Source organism: Dactylosporangium sp. CA-092794, assembly GCF_050948465.1.
In the GTDB taxonomy this organism is placed as follows: Bacteria; Actinomycetota; Actinomycetes; order Mycobacteriales; family Micromonosporaceae; genus Dactylosporangium.
On record NZ_CP192044.1, the window covers coordinates 864,665 to 881,976 of the forward strand.

Consider the following 17,312-nt stretch of genomic DNA (forward strand, 5'->3'; position numbering starts at 1 on the left):
CTTACCGTCGGATTCTGGTGCCTTTCGGGTCGAACAGCGGATCCGCCCGTACCGTCGCGGCAACCCGTTGATCGAAATAGGCAATGTCCACCCGTTCGCCCGGCGTGGCAAGAGCCGCCGGCAGCCACGCATACGCGATCGGGGTCCCGACGGTGTACCCATAGGCGGCGCTCGTCACGTAGCCGACCGCCGTCCCGGCCGACAGCACCGGCTCGCGGCCCATGGGCACGGTCCGGCCGTCGTCGACGGTGAGGCAGGCGAGGCGGCGCTCGGTGCCCCGGCGCAGCGCGGGCCGGCCGAAGAAGTCGCCGTGGTCGGCGTTGACCGCGAAGCCCAGCCCGGCCGAGTAGGGGTCGTCCTCGGCGGTCATGTCCACGCCCCAGGCCCGGTAGCCCTTCTCCAGGCGCAGGCTGTTGAAGGCGCTGCGCCCGGCGGCCACCGCGCCGTGCGGCCGGCCCGCCGCCCACAGCGTGTCCCACAGCCGCAGGCCCAGCTCGGCGCTCGTGTAGACCTCCCAGCCGAGCTCGCCGACGTAGGAGACGCGCAGCATGGTGACCGGCACGGTGTCCAGGTAGGTGCGGCGGGCCTTGAAGTAGCCGAACGCCTCGTGCGACAGGTCGAGCCCGGTCAGCGGCCGCAGCAGGTCGCGGGCGGCCGGCCCCCACACCCCGACGCAGCAGGTGCCGCCGGTGATGTCGGCGACGTGGACGCCGGCCGGCGCGTGGGCGCGCAGCCAGGCCAGGTCGAGGTTGCCGTTGACGCCGACCTGGAACTCCTCGGGGCCGAGCCGGGCCACCGTGACGTCGCTGCGCACCCCGCCGCCCGCGTCGAGCAGCAGCGCGTAGACCACGCTGCCCACCGGCCGGTCGACGTGGTTGGAGCACATGCGCTGCAGGAACGCGGCCGCGCCCGGGCCGGTCACCGACAGCCGCTTGAGCGGCGTCATGTCGAACAGCCCGGCCCGCTCCCGGGTGGCCAGGGCCTCGGCGGCCGCGATCGGCGACCAGTGCCGGGCCGCCCAGGCGTCCCGGGGCGGCAGGTCCGGCATCGGCAGGCCCGCGTTGGCCTCGAACCACAGCGGCCGCTCCCACCCGGCGCCCTCGGTGAACCGGGCGCCCAGCTGCAGCTGCCGGGCGTAGAACGGGCTCACCCGCAGCGGCCGCGGGTCGCGGACCGGATCGAGCGGGTGGATGATGTCGTACACCTCGACGAACGCGCGCTGCCCGCGGGCGTCCACATAGGACGGCGAGAGCTGCGCCTCCTCGAAGCGCTGCGCGTCGCACTCGTGCAGGTCCACTGTGGAGTGTCCGTCGACCAGCCACTGCGCGACCGCGCGGGCGACGCCGGCGGAGTGGGTGACCCAGACCGCCTCGGCCAGCCACAGCCCGGGCCGGCCGGCGGCCGGGCCGAGCAGCGGGAAGCCGTCTGGGGTGAACGAGAAGATGCCGTTGAGGCCGTGCTCGACGTCCGGCAGGCCGGGCAGCAGCGCGCGGGCGTCGGCGAGCGACGCGGCGAACTGGCCGGGCTCGAACGGCGGCTCGACCGCGGTCGGCATCGGGTCGTGCGAGTACGAGCCGATGCCGATGCCGCCGGCGGTCTGCCGGAAGTACAGATCCCGATCCTGATGGCGCAGGATGGGCATCCCCGCCGGCAGCCCGGCCAGCTCGCCGGTGACCGCGTACTGGTGCGCCAGCGGCAGCAGGGGGACCGGCGCCAGCCGGGGCCCCCAGTAGCCGGCGCAGCAGACGACGACGTCGGCCGGGACCTCCCGCCCGTTGACGTGGACCCGGCCGTCCTCGATCGCGGTCACCTCCTGGTGGCCGTGGAACACCGCGCCGCGGGCGATCGCCGCCTGCGCCTGGGCCTGGGCGGCGTCCACGGCCCGGGCCAGGCCGTCGGTGGGCACGTGCAGGCCGCCCAGCACGACGTCCGGGTCCAGCAGCGGGAACCGCTCCCGGCACTCCCGCGGGGTCAGGATCGACGCCCCGATGCCCCACGCGGTGGCGAAGCCGTGCCGCCGGTGCAGCTCGGCCAGCCGCTCGGGGCTCGTCGCCACCTCGATGCTCCCGACCTGGTCGAAGCAGCCGAGGCGCAGATATTTTTCGACGGTGTACCGCGCGAAGCCGGCCATGGTCTTCGACGGGTTCACCTGGAACACCAGCCCGGGCGCGTGCGACGTCGAGCCACCGGTGCGAAACAGCGGGCCGCGGTCGAACACGGTCACGTCCGTCCAGCCGCGCCCGGTCAGCTCGTCGGCCAGCGCGCACCCGACGATGCCCGCACCGATGATCACGACGCGCGGGCTCATGCCGGGATCCACGCCTTCCAGGTCGCCTCGTGCTCCTTGGCCCACTTCTCGGCGGCCTTGTCCGCGGCCATGCCGTCGACCGAGATGTAGGCCGAGACCGTGTTCTGGTCGTCGTTGGTCCAGGTGAAGTTCTTGATCAGCTGGTAGGCCTTGCCGCCGGTGTCGGCGAACTTCTTGCTGGCGATCTTGTCCAGCACGTAGTCCGGGTAGTCGCAGGCGACCTGCTTGGGGTCGGCGTCGCAGCCGGCGGTGTAGGCCGGGAGCTTGACCCGCACGTACTTCTCCTTGGCGAACAGCCACTGCGGCTCGTAGAAGTAGAACAGCAGCGGCGCCTTCTGCGCCGTGGCCTGCTGGGCGGCCTTGATCAGCGCCGCCTCGCTGCCGGAGTAGACCACCTTGTAGTCCAGCTTCAGGTTGCCGACCAGCGCCTCGTCGTTGGTGACGTAGGACGGGTCGCCGTCCAGCAACTGGCCCTTGCCGCCGGACTCGGAGGTCTTGAACAGGTTGGCGTACTTGTTGAGGTTGGCGCTGTCGGTGATGTCCGGGTACTGCTCGGTCATCCACTGCGGGACGTACCACCCGATGACGCCCTTGTTCCCGGTCGGGCCGACCTCGACGGCGACCTTCTTGTCCTTGATGTAGGTCTGCTTCAGGTCGTCGTGGCCCCAGTTCTCCACGATGACGTCGACCTCGCCGGTCTCGAAGCCCTGCCAGGAGACCTCCTCCTTGAGGTTCTTCTCCTCGACGTCGTAGTGCAGCTCGTTCTTGAGCAGGTAGGCGAGCACGGCCGCGTTGGCCTCGTAGCCGACCCACGGGTTGATGGCGAGCTTCACCGTGCCCGCCTTCGCCGCGCCGCCGGTACCGGCGTCGGACTTGACTCCGCCGCAGGCCGCGGTCGTGAGCAGCGTCAGGGCGAGACAGGCGGCGATGGATCTGGTTCTCATGACGCAGACTCCCTCCAGGTGTGCCTCCGCCGGCCAGCGCCCTGCGTGAGGCGGTCCAGCACCACGCCGAGCAGCACGATGGCGATGCCGGCGGCGAAGCCCTTGCCGAAGTCCTCCCGCTGGGAGAACCCGGCGACCACGTCGTAGCCGAGCGCGCCGGCCCCGACCAGGCCGCCCACCACGACCATCGCCAAGACCATGACGATGCCCTGGTTGGCGGCGAGCAGCAGGCCCTCGCGGGCCACCGGCAGCTGCACCTTCCACAGCAGCTGCCGGGACGTGGAGCCGGCCGAGACGGCCGCCTCGACGACGTCGGCCGGCACGGCGCGCACGCCGTCCTGGACCAGGCGGACCACCGGCGGGGTGGCGTAGATGACGGCGGCGGCGATGGCGGTGAACCGGCTCGCGCCGAACAGGGCGACGGCCGGCAGCAGGTAGACGAACGACGGCATGGTCTGGGCCGCGTCCAGCAGCGGGCGCAGCACGGCGGCGAAGCGCGCGTGCCGGGCGGCGAGCACGCCCAGCACGATCCCGGCCAGCACCGACAGGGCGGTCGCGACGAGCACCGTGCCGAGGGTCTCCATGGCGTGCTCCCACAGGCCGAGGGCGGCGACGCCCAGCAGCGCGGCCCCGGCGACGGCGGCCGCCCGCACCCCGCTGACCGCCGCCCCGGCCAGCACCACGAGCGCCACGATCAGCCACCACGGCGCCGCCGTGAGCCCGTCCTGCAGCGGGTTGAGCACGGCGGTGGTGACGGCGTTCTTGAGCGGGTCGGTGAACTGGTAGAGATTGAGCTCCATCCAGTGCACCAGCTGGTTTACCGGCCGGGCGAACGCGTAGTGGACGCCTTCCGGGAAGTCTTTGCCCCATGGCAGAAAGGCCGCTACAGCCGAGATAACTAGACTTACCGCGATAAGTCCGATTCCTGGGCGTCTCGTGGCGTTGGTGGTCAGGCGGTCCAAGGCGATGGCCAGGATCACGATGGCGAGGCCGGCGTCGAAGGCGGCGCCGACGTTCACCCGCTCCAGCGCCCGGACGATGGTCTCGCCCAGCCCGGGTGCGTCGATGAGCGCGGTGACCACCACCATCGACAGCGCCATCATCAGCGTCTGGTTCGCCGCCAGCCGCAGGGCGGAGCGGGCCATCGGCAGCCGGACCTTGCGCAGCGTCTGCCAGCGGGTGGAGCCCAGCGAGCGGGCCGCCTCGACGGTCTCCACCGGCACCTCGCGGATGCCCAGCGCGGTGATGCGGATCGCCGGCGGGATCGCGTAGACGAGGGTGGCGATCGTCGCCGACGGCGCGCCGATGAGGAACAGCAGGGTCATCGGCGCCAGGTACGCGAACGTCGGCATGATCTGCATGACGTCCAGCAGCGGGTTGAGCGCCGCGCGGACCCAGCGCACCGAGCCGGCCAGCACGCCCAGCGGCACCCCGATCAGCAGCACCAGCAGGACGGCGGCGACGGTGAGCGCGAGCGTGTCGGCGCTCTCGGGCCACAGTCCCAGCACCCCGAGCGCGGCGAATGCCACCGCGACGCCGAGCGCGGTGCGCCAGCCGGCGAAGGCGAGCCCGGCCGTGCTCAGCACGCCGGTCACGCCCAGCCAGCCGAGCGCGGCGACGGCGGCCTGCACGGCGCCGACGACCAGGGCCACGACGTAGCGGACGTAGTTCGCGCCGTAGGTGAACAGCGGGCTGGTGTCGCGGTGGTCGTCGACCCAGCCGCGGGCGTCGTTCAGCGCGGTGAAGACCCCGGTGCCGTGCGGGTCGACGAACGCCAGGCCGGCGGCCAGCACGAGCGCCCCGCCGATGAGCGCGATCAGCCGACCGGGGGAGCGGGGGACGGCCGCGGCCAGCGTCGTCATCGGCCGAGCACCTCCAGCAGGCGGTCCCGGTCGACCACGCCGAGCGCGGTGTCGCCGTCGGCCACGCCGACCGGTTTGTCGCTGCCCAGCACCGCGCGCACCGCGTCGCGGATGACCGTGCCCGCGCTCAGCGGCTCGCCCTCGAACTCCCCGGGCGCGGTCACCCAGCGCAGCGTCAGCACGTCGGCCTTCGGCACGTCCCGGACGAAGTCGCGCACGTAGTCGTCGGCGGGGTCGCCGACCACCTCGTCCGGCCGGCCCACCTGGACCACCGCGCCCTCGCGCATGACCGCGATCCGGTCGCCGAGCTTGAGCGCCTCGCCCAGGTCGTGGGTGATGAACACCATCGTCTTGCCCAGCTCCCGGTGCAGGCGCATGACCTCGGCCTGCATGTCCCGGCGGATCAGCGGGTCCAGCGCGCTGAACGGCTCGTCGAACAGCAGCAGCCCCGGGTCGACGGCCAGCGCCCGGGCCAGCCCGACCCGCTGCTGCATGCCGCCGGAGAGCTGGCCCGGGTGGCGGTCGCCGAAGCCGCTGAGCCCGACGAGCTCGAGCAGCTCGCCGGCCCGGCGGTGCCGGACGGCCTTCGGCACGCCCTGGATCTCCAGGCCGTAGGCGATGTTGTCCACCACCCGCCGGTGCGGCAGCAGCCCGAAGTGCTGGAACACCATGGCGACCTCGTGCCGCCGCAGCCGGCGCAGCCGCCCGGCGGACATCTCGTGCACCGCCTCGCCGCCCAGGTACACCTCGCCCGCGGTCGGCTCGACCAGCCGGGTCAGGCAGCGCACCAGCGTCGACTTGCCGCTGCCGGACAGCCCCATGACCACGAACACCTCGCCGTCGGTGACGTCGAACGTCACGTCGCGGACGGCGGCCAGGCAGCCGGTGCGCTCGTAGAGCTCGCGCATCGGCAGCTCCGCGGCCGGCGTGCCGAGAATCTTGTGTGCCTTCGGGCCGAAGATCTTCCAGAGGTGGCGTACCGACAGGGCCGGCATCTCGTCCTCGCTCTACTGGGTCGTCATGAGGTCGGCGCAGCGCTCGGCGATCAGCAGGACGGCGACCATCGGGTTGACCGAGGTCATCGTCGGGAACACCGACGCGTCGGCGATCCGCACATTGGTCAGGCCGCGCACGCGCAGCCCCGGATCGACCACCGCGAGCGGGTCGTCGGGCGCGCCCATGCGGCAGGTGCCGGCCGGGTGGTAGACGGTGTGGTGGGCGGCCCGGCCGTACACCGAAAGCTCCTCGTCGGTCGTGAGCCCCGGGCCCGGCGCGATCTCGCGGGCGATCCAGTCCCGCAGCGGGGCCGACGCGGCCACCTCGCGGGCGATGCGCAGGCCGTCGACGATCGTGCGCTCGTCGTGGCCGCCCTCGTCGGTGAAGTACCGGAAATCGAGCAGCGGCTTGGTCTCCGGCCGGTCGTCGGCCAGGGTGAGCCGCCCGCGGCTGCGCGGCCGGGGCACGTTCGGGGTCATGCCGAAGCCATGCTCGGGCACGTCGTAGCCGAGCGGCTCGGTGTTGTAGGTGAACGGCAGCTGGTAGATGTGGAACATCAGGTCCGGCCGGTCCTGCGCCCGGTCTCGCCGCACGAACAGCGCCGCGTCGGCGTCCATCGCGGACTCCTGCGGCAGCGGCCTGGCCGACTCCCACAGGATGATCGACTCGGGGTGGTCGAGGAGGTTCTCCCCGACACCCGGTATCCGGATCTTCGCGTGCTTGGCGGGGCCGATGCCCGACAGCAGCATGAGCCTGGGCGTGTCGATCGCCCCGGCGCAGAGGACATACTGCTCGCCGCGGATCGCGCCGGCGCTCGTCGCGATGCCGGTGACGCGGTCGCCGCTGATTTCGATGTGGTACGCCCAGGTGCCGGTCAGCAGCGTGAGGTTCGGGTCCGCCAGGATCGGGTGGAGGTACGCCACCGAGGAGGACGACCGCACCCCGGTCTGCGGGTAGTAGCCGACCGGGACGAATCCGGCGCCGTCGGTGAACGGCTCGGCGTTGAAGTCCTCGATGACCGGCACGCCCAGCGCCTGCGCGCAGGCGGCCACGAAGTCCTCGGTCAGCGCGTTCCGGTGCCGCGGGGCGACCGGCACGATGTTCGTGCGCAGCCGGTGGAAGAGCGGGAGCATCGCCTCGAAGGTCCACCCGTCCGCCCCGGCGGCGACCCAGTCGGCGAAGTCGCCCGGCGGCGGCAGGAAGCTGATCATCGTGTTGTGCGACGAGCAGCCGCCCAGCACCTTCGCCCGCGCGTGCCGGATCCGGCCGTTGCCGCGCGGCTGGGGCACGATCGGGTAGTCGTAGTCCAGGTCGGACTCGAGCAGGTTGAGCCAGTTGCGCAGCTGCAGCACCCGCTCGTCGCCGACGTCGCTCGGCCCGCCCTCGATCAGGCAGACCCGAGCGCCGCGCTCCACCAGCCGGGCCGCGACCACCGCCCCGGCGGTGCCGCCGCCCACGATCACCACGTCGTACGAGCCGTGCGCCTCCATTGGCAGCCCCCCGGTGTGACCCATGGGTGTTGCAGATGACACAACTTCAACTCTGTGTCGCAACAGAATCGAGCGGCGCCGCGGGCCGGTCAATGGGCGGCGGGAGGTATTTACCGCCGTGAAACCTAGGCGAGATGTCCGACTATGGCATCGATGTCAGCCGCTGCCTTGCGGACCGTCGTGGCCACGTCGGCGAAGCTCTCCTTGGGCAGCCGGTACGTCGGCCCGGACACGCTGACGGCGGCCCGCAGGCTGCCCGACCAGCCGCGGATCGGCGCCGCCACGGCGTTCAGCCCGATTTCGAGCTCCTCGGCGGTGCTGGCCCAGCCGCGTTCCGAAATTTCCGACAATTCTGACCTGAGGGCGATTGGGTCGATGATCGTGTGCGGCGTGAAGCGCTCTAACGGATTTTTCAGGATATTGTCGCGTTCGTCGGCCGGCAGGGCATTGAGCAGGATCTTGCCGCTCGACGTGGCGTGCAGCGGCGTGCGCTGCCCGACCCAGTTGTGACTGGCCACGGCCGCCCGCCCGCGGACCTGGCTGATGTTGATGGCATACCCGTGGTCGACGATGGCGACGTTGACCGTCTCGCCGAGCTCCTCGGCCAGCCGCTCGCACACGCCCCGGCTCTCCCGGGCCAGGTCGAACTGCGCGGTCACGGCCCCCGCCAGCCGCACGATGCCGAGCCCGAGCCGGTATTTCCCCCGGCCCCGCGGCTGCTCCACGAGCCCCCGCTGCTCCAGCGCCCCGACCAGCCGAAACGCGGTCGACTTGTGCACCCCGAGCTCGGCCGCGATCTCGGTGACGCCGGCCTCCCCGCGCCGCGCCAAGATCTCGAGCACGGTAACCGCCCGATCGACGGACTGCACCAGCGCCGTCTCACTGTTGCTCATGGCGCAACTGTAATTCGTCCCCCGGTGCCGACGGCTTGATCCCCTCTGCCATATATCGCTATCGTTAAATGTCTGGGACTTGAAACGTTCAAAGGACTCGTGAAGGACACCGCCATGTTCGTTCACATCCGCCCCGCCCGCCGCCGTCTCGCGCGCTTCGCCGTCATCGTGGGTCTCGTCGCCGCGGCCGCCGCCGTCCCGCCCGTCTCCTCGGCGGCGGCCATCGCGCCCGTCTCCTCGGCGGCCGCTCCCGCCGCGACCGGCGAGGTCGCCGCGGGCGCCCTGCGGGTGGACAACGCCACCGATCCGCTCGGCATCGACGATCCCCGTCCGGCCCTCGGCTGGAGGCTGACCTCGTCCGTCGGCAACGAGCGCCAGACGGCCTACCGGGTGCTCGTGGCGAGCAGCGCCGACCGGCTGACCCCGGGCAACGCGGACGTCTGGGACAGCGGCAAGGTCACCTCGGGCGAGTCCGTCTCGGTGGCGTACGGCGGGCCGGCGCTGCGATCGGCGCAGCCCTACTACTGGGCCGTGCAGGTGTGGGACGTCCACGACGCGCCGTCGGCCTGGAGCGCGGCCGCCCGCTGGGAGACCGGGCTGCTGAGCGCCCAGGACTGGCAGGGCGCCCAGTGGATCAGCACCGACACCGCGCCGACGGCCGCGCCGATGCTGCGTTCCACGTTCACCCTGCCCGCCAAGACGGTGGCCTCGGCCCGCGCCTACGTCGACGGGCTCGGCTTCGCCGAGTTGCGCCTCAACGGCGGCAAGGTCGGTGACCAGGTGCTCGCGCCGGCGAACACGCCCTACGCGCAACGCAGCCTCTACACCACCTACGACGTGACCACCGCCGTCCAACCGGGCGCCAACACCGTCGGCGTGTGGCTCGGCAACGGCTACGGCCCGCGGTTCAGCCAGTACGGCTTCCGCTGGACGGGCCCGCGCCAGGCGGTCGTGCTCCTGACCGTCGCGTTCACCGACGGCAGCCGGCAGACCGTCGTGAGCGACGCCTCGTGGAAGTGGTCGACGGGCCCGATCGTCGCCGACGACATCTACGCCGGGGAGAGCTACGACGCCCGGCTGGAGCAGCCCGGCTGGGACCGGCCCGGCTTCCCGGACGCGAGCTGGCGTCCGGTGCGGGTCGTCGCCGCCCCGTCGCCCACGCTCACCGCGGCCGCGCTGCCGCCGATCCGGGTGGCGGGCACGCTGCAGCCCGTCCGGCTCAGCCAGCCGCAGCCGGGCGTGTACGTGTACGACTTCGGGCAGAACATCGCCGGCTGGGCGCGGCTGCGCGTGCAGGGTCCGGCCGGGACCACCGTCCGGATGCGGACCGCCGAGGAGATCGGCGCGGGCGGCATGCTCGACACGACCACGAACCGCAACGCCGCGTCGACCGACACCTACACCCTCGCCGGCACCGGGTCGACCGAGACCTACGAGCCCCGGTTCACCTACCACGGCTTCCGCTACGTCGAGGTCACCGGATATCCGGGAACACCGGCCACGAGCAGCCTCGACGCGCGCGTGGTGCACGCGGACGTGGCGTCCACCGGCACGTTCGCCTCATCGGACGCGCTGCTGAACCAGATCTGGCAGAACAACCGGCGGACCATCCTGAACAACTCGATGAGCATCCCCACCGACAACCCGGTCCGCGACGAACGGACCCCGCCCGGCATGGACGTGCAGGCCTACCGCGACGCCTCCGTGCGCGAGTTCGGCATGAACGGCTTCTACGCCAACTACCTGCTGGACATGCCGCCCGGCACGGCGCTGCCGAGTGACGCCGGCAACGCCCAGCAGCCGGACATGGGCGGCAACCAGGTCGGGCTCGCCTGGACGCTCTACGAGCAGTACGGCGACCGGGCCACCCTAGCGGCCACCTACCCGGCCATGAAGCGGTTCGTCGACACCAACGCCGCCAACGTGCCCGGGTACATCTGGACCACCGGATTCGGCGACTGGTGCCCGCCGGACCTCAGCGGCAACGCCAACGGCGGGGCGGGCAGCCCCAGCGCGGGCAACTGCGGCAGCGAGGTGTCCGTGGTCAACACCGCGCTGTCCTACCAGCAGGCCCGCGACGTCGCCCGGGCGGCGACCGCGTTGGGCCAGACCGCCGACGCGACCCGCTACACGCAGCTGGCCGAGAGCATCAAGCAGGCGTTCAACGCCCGCTTCCTCAACCCCGACGGCGCGAGCTACGGCGACGGCCGCCAGGTGACCAGCGTGCTGCCGCTGGCCTTCGGCCTGGTGCCCGACGCGAACGTCCCGGCGGTCGGGGCGCGGCTCGTCGACACCATCCTCAACCGCAACGGCGGTCACCTGGACACCGGCATCTTCGGTACCCGCTATCTCATGGACGCCCTGGCCCGCATCGGCCGCATCGACGTCGCGATGACGGTGCTGGACCAGACCACGTATCCGGGGTTCGGGTACGAGATCAGCCGCGGCGCGACGACCGCCTGGGAGGAGTGGACGTACGCCTCCTCGATGGAGACCCACGACCACGCCATGTTCGCCGGCATCAACGCGTCCCTCTACACCCAGCTCGCCGGCATCCAGCCGGCCGCACCCGGCTACGGCGCCGTGACCATCGCGCCGCAGGTGCCCACCGGCCTGCAGCACGTGGCCGCGTCCATCGACACCGTGCGCGGCGCGGTCTCCACCTCCTGGACCGTCACCGGCCAGCAACTCGCCCTCGACGTCACGATCCCGGTCGGCACCACGGCGACCGTCCACGTCCCGAACTTCGGCCGCGGCGACACCACCGTGACCCCGACCGGCGCCACCGTGCAGGCCGCCACCGGCACGGAGACGGTCTATGCGGTGGGCTCCGGCACCTGGCACTTCACCGGAGCCGTGACACCCGCCGCCGCCTCCGCACTGCCCGGCACCTGGCCCAGGTGCGCCACGGAGACCGGAACCTGTTCCTTCACGGGTACGAACACCGTCGCCTTCGGCGCGCAGGGCCGCTACGCCTACGCCACACCCACCAACGGCACGGCGTGTTCGAACGGCGTCTTCGGCGACCCGGCCCCGAACATCGGCAAGGCCTGCTACTTCATGTCCGCCCCGCCGTGGGCCCAATGTGCCACCGAGACCGGCACGTGCTCCTTCGCGGGCACGCTCACCGTCGCCTTCGGCGCGCAGGGCCGCTACGCCTACGCCACGATCACCGGCGGCACCGCGTGCACCAATGCGGTGTTCGGCGACCCGGCGCCGAACGTCGGCAAGGCCTGCTACCTCACCTCCGCACCCCCGGACGTCACCACCTGGACCCCGTGCGCCGCGGAGACCAGGACGTGCGCGTTCACGGGCACGCACGAGGTCGCATACGGCGCGTCCGGCCGGTACACCTACGCCCGGCTCACCAACGGCACCCCCTGCGACAACACGATCTTCGGCGACCCGATCCCCGGCACCGTCAAGGCCTGCTACGTCCAGTGACCTGCCCGCGCATCAGCGGGCACGATCGGTTGTCACGTCCCACCCGTCGGGCGCTGCGCTCCGCGGGGCACGGCGCAGCGACCGGAAGTCTCCGTGATCATGCGCAACCGGCATTGGCACCAACGGTTTTTCATGATCGCGGAGCGCTGATGTACCCCCGTGTACCGAAAGGCTCCGGGATCATGGCAAACCCGTGGTGCGGTCGGCTCGGGGTTCATGATCACGGAGACTTTCATCCGCCAACCGGGCCGCGCGAATCGGACGTCGCGCCCGGCGGGTGCGACATCCGCACCGGTCCGCCGCGCCGCGTTGCCCCCCATGCGGCGTTGCCAGACGTGTAACCTGTTGGTTACGCTTCCGGCGTGGACGAGGTAGTCGGTGCGATCGCCGATCCGGTGCGGCGGGAGATCCTGCTGATGCTGCGCGACGAGCCGCTCTCGGCCGGGCAGATCGCCGACCGGTTTGTGATCAGCCGCCCGGCCGTCAGCCGTCACCTGCGCGTGTTGCGCGAGGCCGGCCTGGTGCGCGACACGGTCGACGGACGCCGGCGTGTCTACACACTGGTCACCGCGCCGCTCGACGAGCTGGCCGGGTGGCTGGGACAGCTGATGCGCCCGTCCGGCTGGCAGCACCACCTCGACGCCTTGGAGACCGAGGTCTACCGCGCCCGCCGCGAGCGGCACACGGCCGCCGGGCGGCACCCATCCCAGAAGGAGACCGCATGAGCCCGATACCCACCGGCCGACTATTCGGCGACGACCTCGTGCTGACCCGCACGTTCCGCGCTCCCATCGCCGACGTCTGGGCGAGCCTGACCGAGTCCGAACGCACGGCCCGCTGGTTCGGCCCGTGGCAGGGCGACGCCGCGCCGGGGAGCACGATCAAGGTCCAGATGGTGCAGGAGGAGGGCAAGCCCTGGGTGGAGATGACCATCGACGCGTGCGAGCCACCGCGCCGGCTCGCGATCTCCGCCGGCGGCGAGGACGGCGGCTGGCACCTGGACCTGGTGCTGGCCGAGCACGCGGGCGTGACCGAGCTGCGGTTCACGCAACACCTGACCGGCACGGAGGGCATCGGCGAGGTCGGCCCGGGCTGGGAGTACTACCTGGACGCGCTGGTCGCCTCGCGCGACGACCAGCCCGCCCCGAACTTCGACGACTACTACCCGGCGATGAAGGAGCACTTCGAGGCCCAGCGATAGCGCCGCCCGGTCTGGCCGGCGGATCGGGTGGCACGTTTCCGGGATTCGGGTGGATCTCGGGGTCCGTAGTGTCGTTGTCATCAGCGGAACGCAAGAGGTCAGGGAGATAGAGCGATGAGTGACGTCGACTACGGGCAGTTCGAGTCGGGGCATGAGGCGGAGGGTCTGGACCAGCTGCACCAGGACCACGGCTCGGAGGCGGACTACAACAACCAGTTCGGGGTGTACGAGCAGGATCACCACGCGGCGGAGTCGACGGATTTCTCGCAGGGTCACCACGTGGAGTATGACCAGCCGGCGGCGGTGCACTACGAGTCGGATGACTACACCAACTACAGCCACAACGCCGAGGTCGACGATCACGTGTTCGCGGCGGAGGGGTCGGAGAACTCGCACGTGGCGGAGTTCGACAACCTCGACGCGTTGCAGTCGCGGTTCGAGGGTGACTTCACCTCTGGCACGGTGTTCCACGGTGGCGAGGCCCAGCTCGGCGTCGCCTCCAACTAACAGCCCCCCAGCTGACAGCCCCCGACTGGACAAGCATTCGAGTGGCCGGCACCCCAGGACGGGGGCCGGCCGCTCGGCGTTTAGGGGCGGTGCGGGCCGGTGACGACGACCGGGCAGGGGGCGTGGTCGACCAGAGAGCGCGAGGTGCTGCCGAGCAGGAACTCGGAGAGCCGGCCGTGGCCGTGGGAGCCGACGATCAGGCCGGGGCTGTGGCGTTCGGCGGCGACGCGGATCAGGGTGTCGGCGATCGACGTGTCCTCGGCCACCGCCAGGCCGGTCGCCGAGGTGAAGCCGGCGTCGCGGGCCAGTTGGGCGCCGCGCTGGGCGGTGTGCACCATCAGGTCGCGTTGCTGGGCCTCGGCCTCGGCGGCGGTGCGCATGTCCAGCGCCACCGGCGGGGGCTCCAGCATGCCGATCGGCAGGGTGGTCAGGTCGTAGGCGCGGCCCGCCTCCCACACCGTGACGACGAGGGCCGGGTAGTCGTGCAGCAGCGGCGCCGACTCGCGGATGGCGCGCTCGGCGGCGGGTGAGCCGTCGAAGCCGATGACGACCGGGCCTGCCGCAGCGGTGGTCACGAGCACCGACAATATCGCCGCCGGGAGCGCGGGCCGGGTGAGGCGGAGGGTGGTCCCGGCGGGGGCATGAAGGGCGGCGCGGGGGGTACCCACCCCGGATGAACGAGGACCGGTTCATGGCGATCGTGCGGCGGGAGGCGGGCGGCGACCCGGAGCGGCCCACCCGCGCGGTGCTGGAGACGCTGTCGGAGCGGCTGATGCCGGGGCTCGTGCGGGCGGTCCGCGACCGGCTGCCGGGTGGCATCGCGCGCAGGTTGCTCGTCGGGGTGGCGCACGAGGCGTTCGACGCGGAGGAGTTCGTGCGGCGGGTCGCGGTGCGGGCGGGCGCCAACCGCGAGACGGCCGCGCAGGACGCGCGGGCGGTGTTCGTCGCGCTCGGGCGGGCGCTGGAGCCGGCGGACTTCGCGGTCGTGCTGTCCGATCTGCCGCGCGACTACCGGCGGCTCACCGAGCCGGCCACGCGCTCCGCCCGCGAGCTGCCGGAGTTTCTGGCCCGGGCGGCCGACCGGGGCGGGGTGATGCCGCACCAGGCGCTGGCGGCGGGTGAGGCGGTGCTGGAGACGCTCGCGGAGCGGATCAGCGCCGACGAGGTCCAGGACCTGGTCGAGGAGCTGCCGGCGGAGCTGCGCGTGGTGCTGGAGCGGGGCAGCCGGCGCTCCGGGGGCCGAGGCCGGCGGATGAACCTGGACGAGTTCCTGCGCCTGGTCGCCGAGCGGGCGGAGCTGAGCCCCGAGCAGGCCCGCGACCTGACCCGGGCGGTGCTGACCACGGTCCACGACGCGGTCACCGAGCGCCGCTTCGGCGACCTGCTGGCGCAGCTGCCGAGGGAGTACGCCGAGCTGGCGAGAGTGTGACCAGGGATACTCAAAAATCGTGATATGTCCGATAAGTCGTGGCGCGGAGCGCCCGACTTATCGTTGGCGCCGCGGGCGTGGCAGGGAGGGCCGTCAAGGCCCGACCGGTGTCTGGCGGGAGCAACGGTCCGCAAGTGACGCGGACCCGAGTCAAAAAAAGGTCGAACGAACTTCCGGGTCGGTGCATCAAACTGTACGACCGCAACCCGAACGAACTTCCCGGGAGTCGATACATGCGCACCATGCCCCTGGCCGGAGCCCTCGCCGGCCTGCTGCTCACCGCCGCCTGCTCGCCATCCGTGCAGCACCAGGACGGCGCGGCGGCGCCAGCCGGGTCGCCGGCGCAGGTGACCAGCGCGCCGGCCGGCACGTCGCCCGCCTCGCCGCCGCCGCCGTCCGTCCCGGGCTCCGCGCCGGCGACCGGCGGTGCCCCGGCCGGAGCGCTCGTGCTGGGGCCGAACGGCCTCGGCGCGCTGCGGCTCGGCATGACCCGGCAGCAGGCCACGGCGACCGGGCTGCTGTCCGCGTTCGACGACAGCGCGGGCGGCGGCTGCGCCCCGGCGAGCCTGCGGGCCGCCCCGGCCGACCAGGGCACCGTCATGCTGTCGCCGACGCTCGGCATCGCCACCATCGACGCCTACGGCACCATCAAGACGCCGGAGGGGCTGCACATCGGCAGTTCGAGCGCCGACATGCTGCGGCTCTACCCGACCTGGCAGATGGCCGACGGCACCGCGACCAACGGGCGCGGCCACGCGAAGACGCCCGGCAACGACAAGGCCGTCTACCGCCTCGCGACGAAGAGCGGCGTGGTCACCGAGATCACGCTGCAGTTCGTGAACCAGAACTGCTACGAGTAGTCGGACAGCCGCAGTCCGGCCAGGAGCTCCTTGGTCAGGTCGGCGCCGCCGACCTGCTTGATCTGCACGTAGACGCCGAAGCCGCGCGGCGCCACGGCGAACACCACCTCGCTGAAGGAGGCCGAGGCGCCGCACGCCCACCGCCGCACGGCCGTCGGGGCGCCGTTGACGAGCAGCGTCCGGTCGGGCTGCCGGGCACACGCGTCGTGGTCCGGCAGCGCGGGGGCCGGGCCGCCGGCGACCAGGTCTCTGCTCGCGCCGACGAACAGGCCGGGCGTGCCGCCGGCCGGGTCGGACCAGGTCGCCAGGTCCGGTGCGACGACGAGGCCCGGCGCCCGGCCGGCGGGCAGGCGCAGCACCGCCGGGTCCCAGCCGGCGTCCCTCAGCTGCCCGGCCCAGCCCGGCGGCACCGCGACCGACAGGGTGCCGGAGGCGTCGCGGACCCGGACCCAGCCCGACCGGGCGGGCAGTTCGGCGCTCGCGGCCGCCGTGGACAGGACCGCGGCGAGCGCGACCGCGGCGCCGGCGGTCAGGCCCAGCCGCCGCCGGAGCCGGCCGGGGCGCTCGGCCGGCTCGAGCGAGGCGGTGGCCCGCCGCAGCGCCTCGATCAGCGCCTCCGCGGACGCCCAGCGCTGCCGGGGCTCGGGCTGCAGCGCGCGGCGCACCAGATCGTCCACCGTGGACGGGAGATCGGGGCGCAGCCGGGACGGCCGGGGGATCGGCCGGCCGGCCGGTGGGCGGCCGGTCAGCATGTGGTAGAGGATCGCGCCGATCGCGTAGACGTCGGCGCGCGCGTCCAGGCCGCCGCCGATCGTGGCCTGCTCGGGCGCCATGTAGCCGGGGGTGCCGGCGGCGATGGTGAAGCCGGAGGCGTTGGCGAGGGCCTTGGCCAGGCCGAGGTCGGCGACGAGGACCCGGTCGTGGTCCGCGGCCGGCTGGAACAGCACGTTGGAGGGCTTGAGGTCGCGGTGCAGCACGCCGGCCTCGTGCAGCACGGCGACGGCGCCGGCGATGTCGGTCGCCACGCGCAGGGCCTCGCGCACCGGCAGCGGCCCGGCGGCGAGCCGGTCCGCCAGGGTGCCACCGGCGGCGTAGGGCATCACCAGATACGGCCGCCCGTCGGGCAGTTCGCCGATGTCGAGCACCCGCACGAGCAGGCTCGAATCGGCCCGGCGCATGATCCGCGCCTCCTGCTCGAAGCGCATCCGCAGATCGGCATGGTACGACCAGTTGTCGGCCAGCACCTTGATCGCCACCGATGCGTCCAGGGCGTCATCGGCGCCGAGCCACACCGTGGCGAACGCTCCGGCGCCGATGCGCCGCACGATGCGGTATCGGCCGATCTTGTCCGGTACTGGCACGGCCGTATTATGCGGGC

General features: G+C 72.5%; 14 protein-coding genes. 6 read left to right on the plus strand and 8 right to left on the minus strand.

Going from position 1 to position 17,312, the window contains the following annotated elements; all coding sequences use genetic code 11:
* Position 1 precedes the first annotated feature (1 nt).
* From ACQPXD_RS03800 to ACQPXD_RS03825, 6 genes are all read right to left on the minus strand, one after another.
* Positions 2-2,308: a GcvT family protein gene (locus ACQPXD_RS03800; RefSeq protein WP_432834839.1), complete on the minus strand. Its 2,307-nt coding sequence runs from the start codon at positions 2,306-2,308 to the stop codon at positions 2-4.
* Positions 2,305-3,252 carry an ABC transporter substrate-binding protein gene (locus ACQPXD_RS03805; protein ID WP_432834841.1) on the minus strand — a complete coding sequence of 316 codons (948 nt, stop codon included), beginning with the start codon at positions 3,250-3,252 and terminating at the stop codon, positions 2,305-2,307. The genes ACQPXD_RS03800 and ACQPXD_RS03805 overlap by 4 nt, the downstream gene beginning before the upstream one ends.
* A complete protein-coding gene (locus ACQPXD_RS03810; RefSeq protein ID WP_432834843.1) occupies positions 3,249-5,114 on the minus strand; it encodes an ABC transporter permease in 1,866 nt (621 codons plus the stop codon). The genes ACQPXD_RS03805 and ACQPXD_RS03810 overlap by 4 nt, the downstream gene beginning before the upstream one ends.
* Complete coding sequence (locus tag ACQPXD_RS03815) at positions 5,111-6,109, minus strand: quaternary amine ABC transporter ATP-binding protein (protein ID WP_432834845.1); 999 nt, start codon at positions 6,107-6,109, stop codon at positions 5,111-5,113. Before ACQPXD_RS03815 ends, ACQPXD_RS03810 begins: the two co-directional genes overlap by 4 nt.
* Positions 6,110-6,121: 12 nt before the next feature.
* Positions 6,122-7,600, minus strand: a complete 1,479-nt coding sequence (locus tag ACQPXD_RS03820; protein ID WP_432834847.1) for a GMC family oxidoreductase — start codon at positions 7,598-7,600, stop codon at positions 6,122-6,124.
* A 125-nt stretch (positions 7,601-7,725) separates the two neighbouring features.
* Positions 7,726-8,493: an IclR family transcriptional regulator gene (locus tag ACQPXD_RS03825; RefSeq protein ID WP_432834849.1), complete on the minus strand. Its 768-nt coding sequence runs from the start codon at positions 8,491-8,493 to the stop codon at positions 7,726-7,728.
* Positions 8,494-8,607: 114 nt separating this feature from the next.
* Between ACQPXD_RS03825 and ACQPXD_RS03830 the strand changes: the two genes are divergently transcribed.
* The 4 genes from ACQPXD_RS03830 (at position 8,608) to ACQPXD_RS03845 (ending at position 13,645) form a co-directional block, all read left to right on the plus strand.
* Positions 8,608-11,937, plus strand: a complete 3,330-nt coding sequence (locus ACQPXD_RS03830) for a family 78 glycoside hydrolase catalytic domain (protein ID WP_432834851.1) — start codon at positions 8,608-8,610, stop codon at positions 11,935-11,937.
* 362 nt (positions 11,938-12,299) lie between these two features.
* On the plus strand, positions 12,300-12,662 hold the full coding sequence (locus ACQPXD_RS03835; RefSeq protein ID WP_432834853.1) for a metalloregulator ArsR/SmtB family transcription factor: 363 nt from the start codon (positions 12,300-12,302) through the stop codon (positions 12,660-12,662).
* Positions 12,659-13,138, plus strand: a complete 480-nt coding sequence (locus ACQPXD_RS03840; protein WP_432834855.1) for an SRPBCC family protein — start codon at positions 12,659-12,661, stop codon at positions 13,136-13,138. The genes ACQPXD_RS03835 and ACQPXD_RS03840 overlap by 4 nt, the downstream gene beginning before the upstream one ends.
* 114 nt (positions 13,139-13,252) lie before the next feature.
* A complete protein-coding gene (locus ACQPXD_RS03845; RefSeq protein ID WP_432834857.1) occupies positions 13,253-13,645 on the plus strand; it encodes a hypothetical protein in 393 nt (130 codons plus the stop codon).
* A gap of 80 nt (positions 13,646-13,725) precedes the next feature.
* Here the strand turns inward: ACQPXD_RS03845 and ACQPXD_RS03850 are convergent, their stop codons facing one another.
* Positions 13,726-14,220, minus strand: a complete 495-nt coding sequence (locus ACQPXD_RS03850) for a universal stress protein (protein WP_432834859.1) — start codon at positions 14,218-14,220, stop codon at positions 13,726-13,728.
* Positions 14,221-14,318: 98 nt separating this feature from the next.
* Here ACQPXD_RS03850 and ACQPXD_RS03855 point away from each other — a divergent pair, with 98 nt between their 5' ends.
* Both ACQPXD_RS03855 and ACQPXD_RS03860 read left to right on the plus strand, forming a co-directional pair.
* Complete coding sequence (locus tag ACQPXD_RS03855; protein ID WP_432834861.1) at positions 14,319-15,074, plus strand: DUF2267 domain-containing protein; 756 nt, start codon at positions 14,319-14,321, stop codon at positions 15,072-15,074.
* A 233-nt stretch (positions 15,075-15,307) separates the two neighbouring features.
* Positions 15,308-15,934, plus strand: a complete 627-nt coding sequence (locus ACQPXD_RS03860; protein WP_432834863.1) for a hypothetical protein — start codon at positions 15,308-15,310, stop codon at positions 15,932-15,934.
* Here ACQPXD_RS03860 and ACQPXD_RS03865 read toward each other — a convergent pair.
* Positions 15,925-17,295, minus strand: a complete 1,371-nt coding sequence (locus ACQPXD_RS03865; protein WP_432834865.1) for a serine/threonine-protein kinase — start codon at positions 17,293-17,295, stop codon at positions 15,925-15,927. The genes ACQPXD_RS03860 and ACQPXD_RS03865 overlap by 10 nt on opposite strands.
* Between the last annotated feature and the right edge of the window lie 17 nt (positions 17,296-17,312).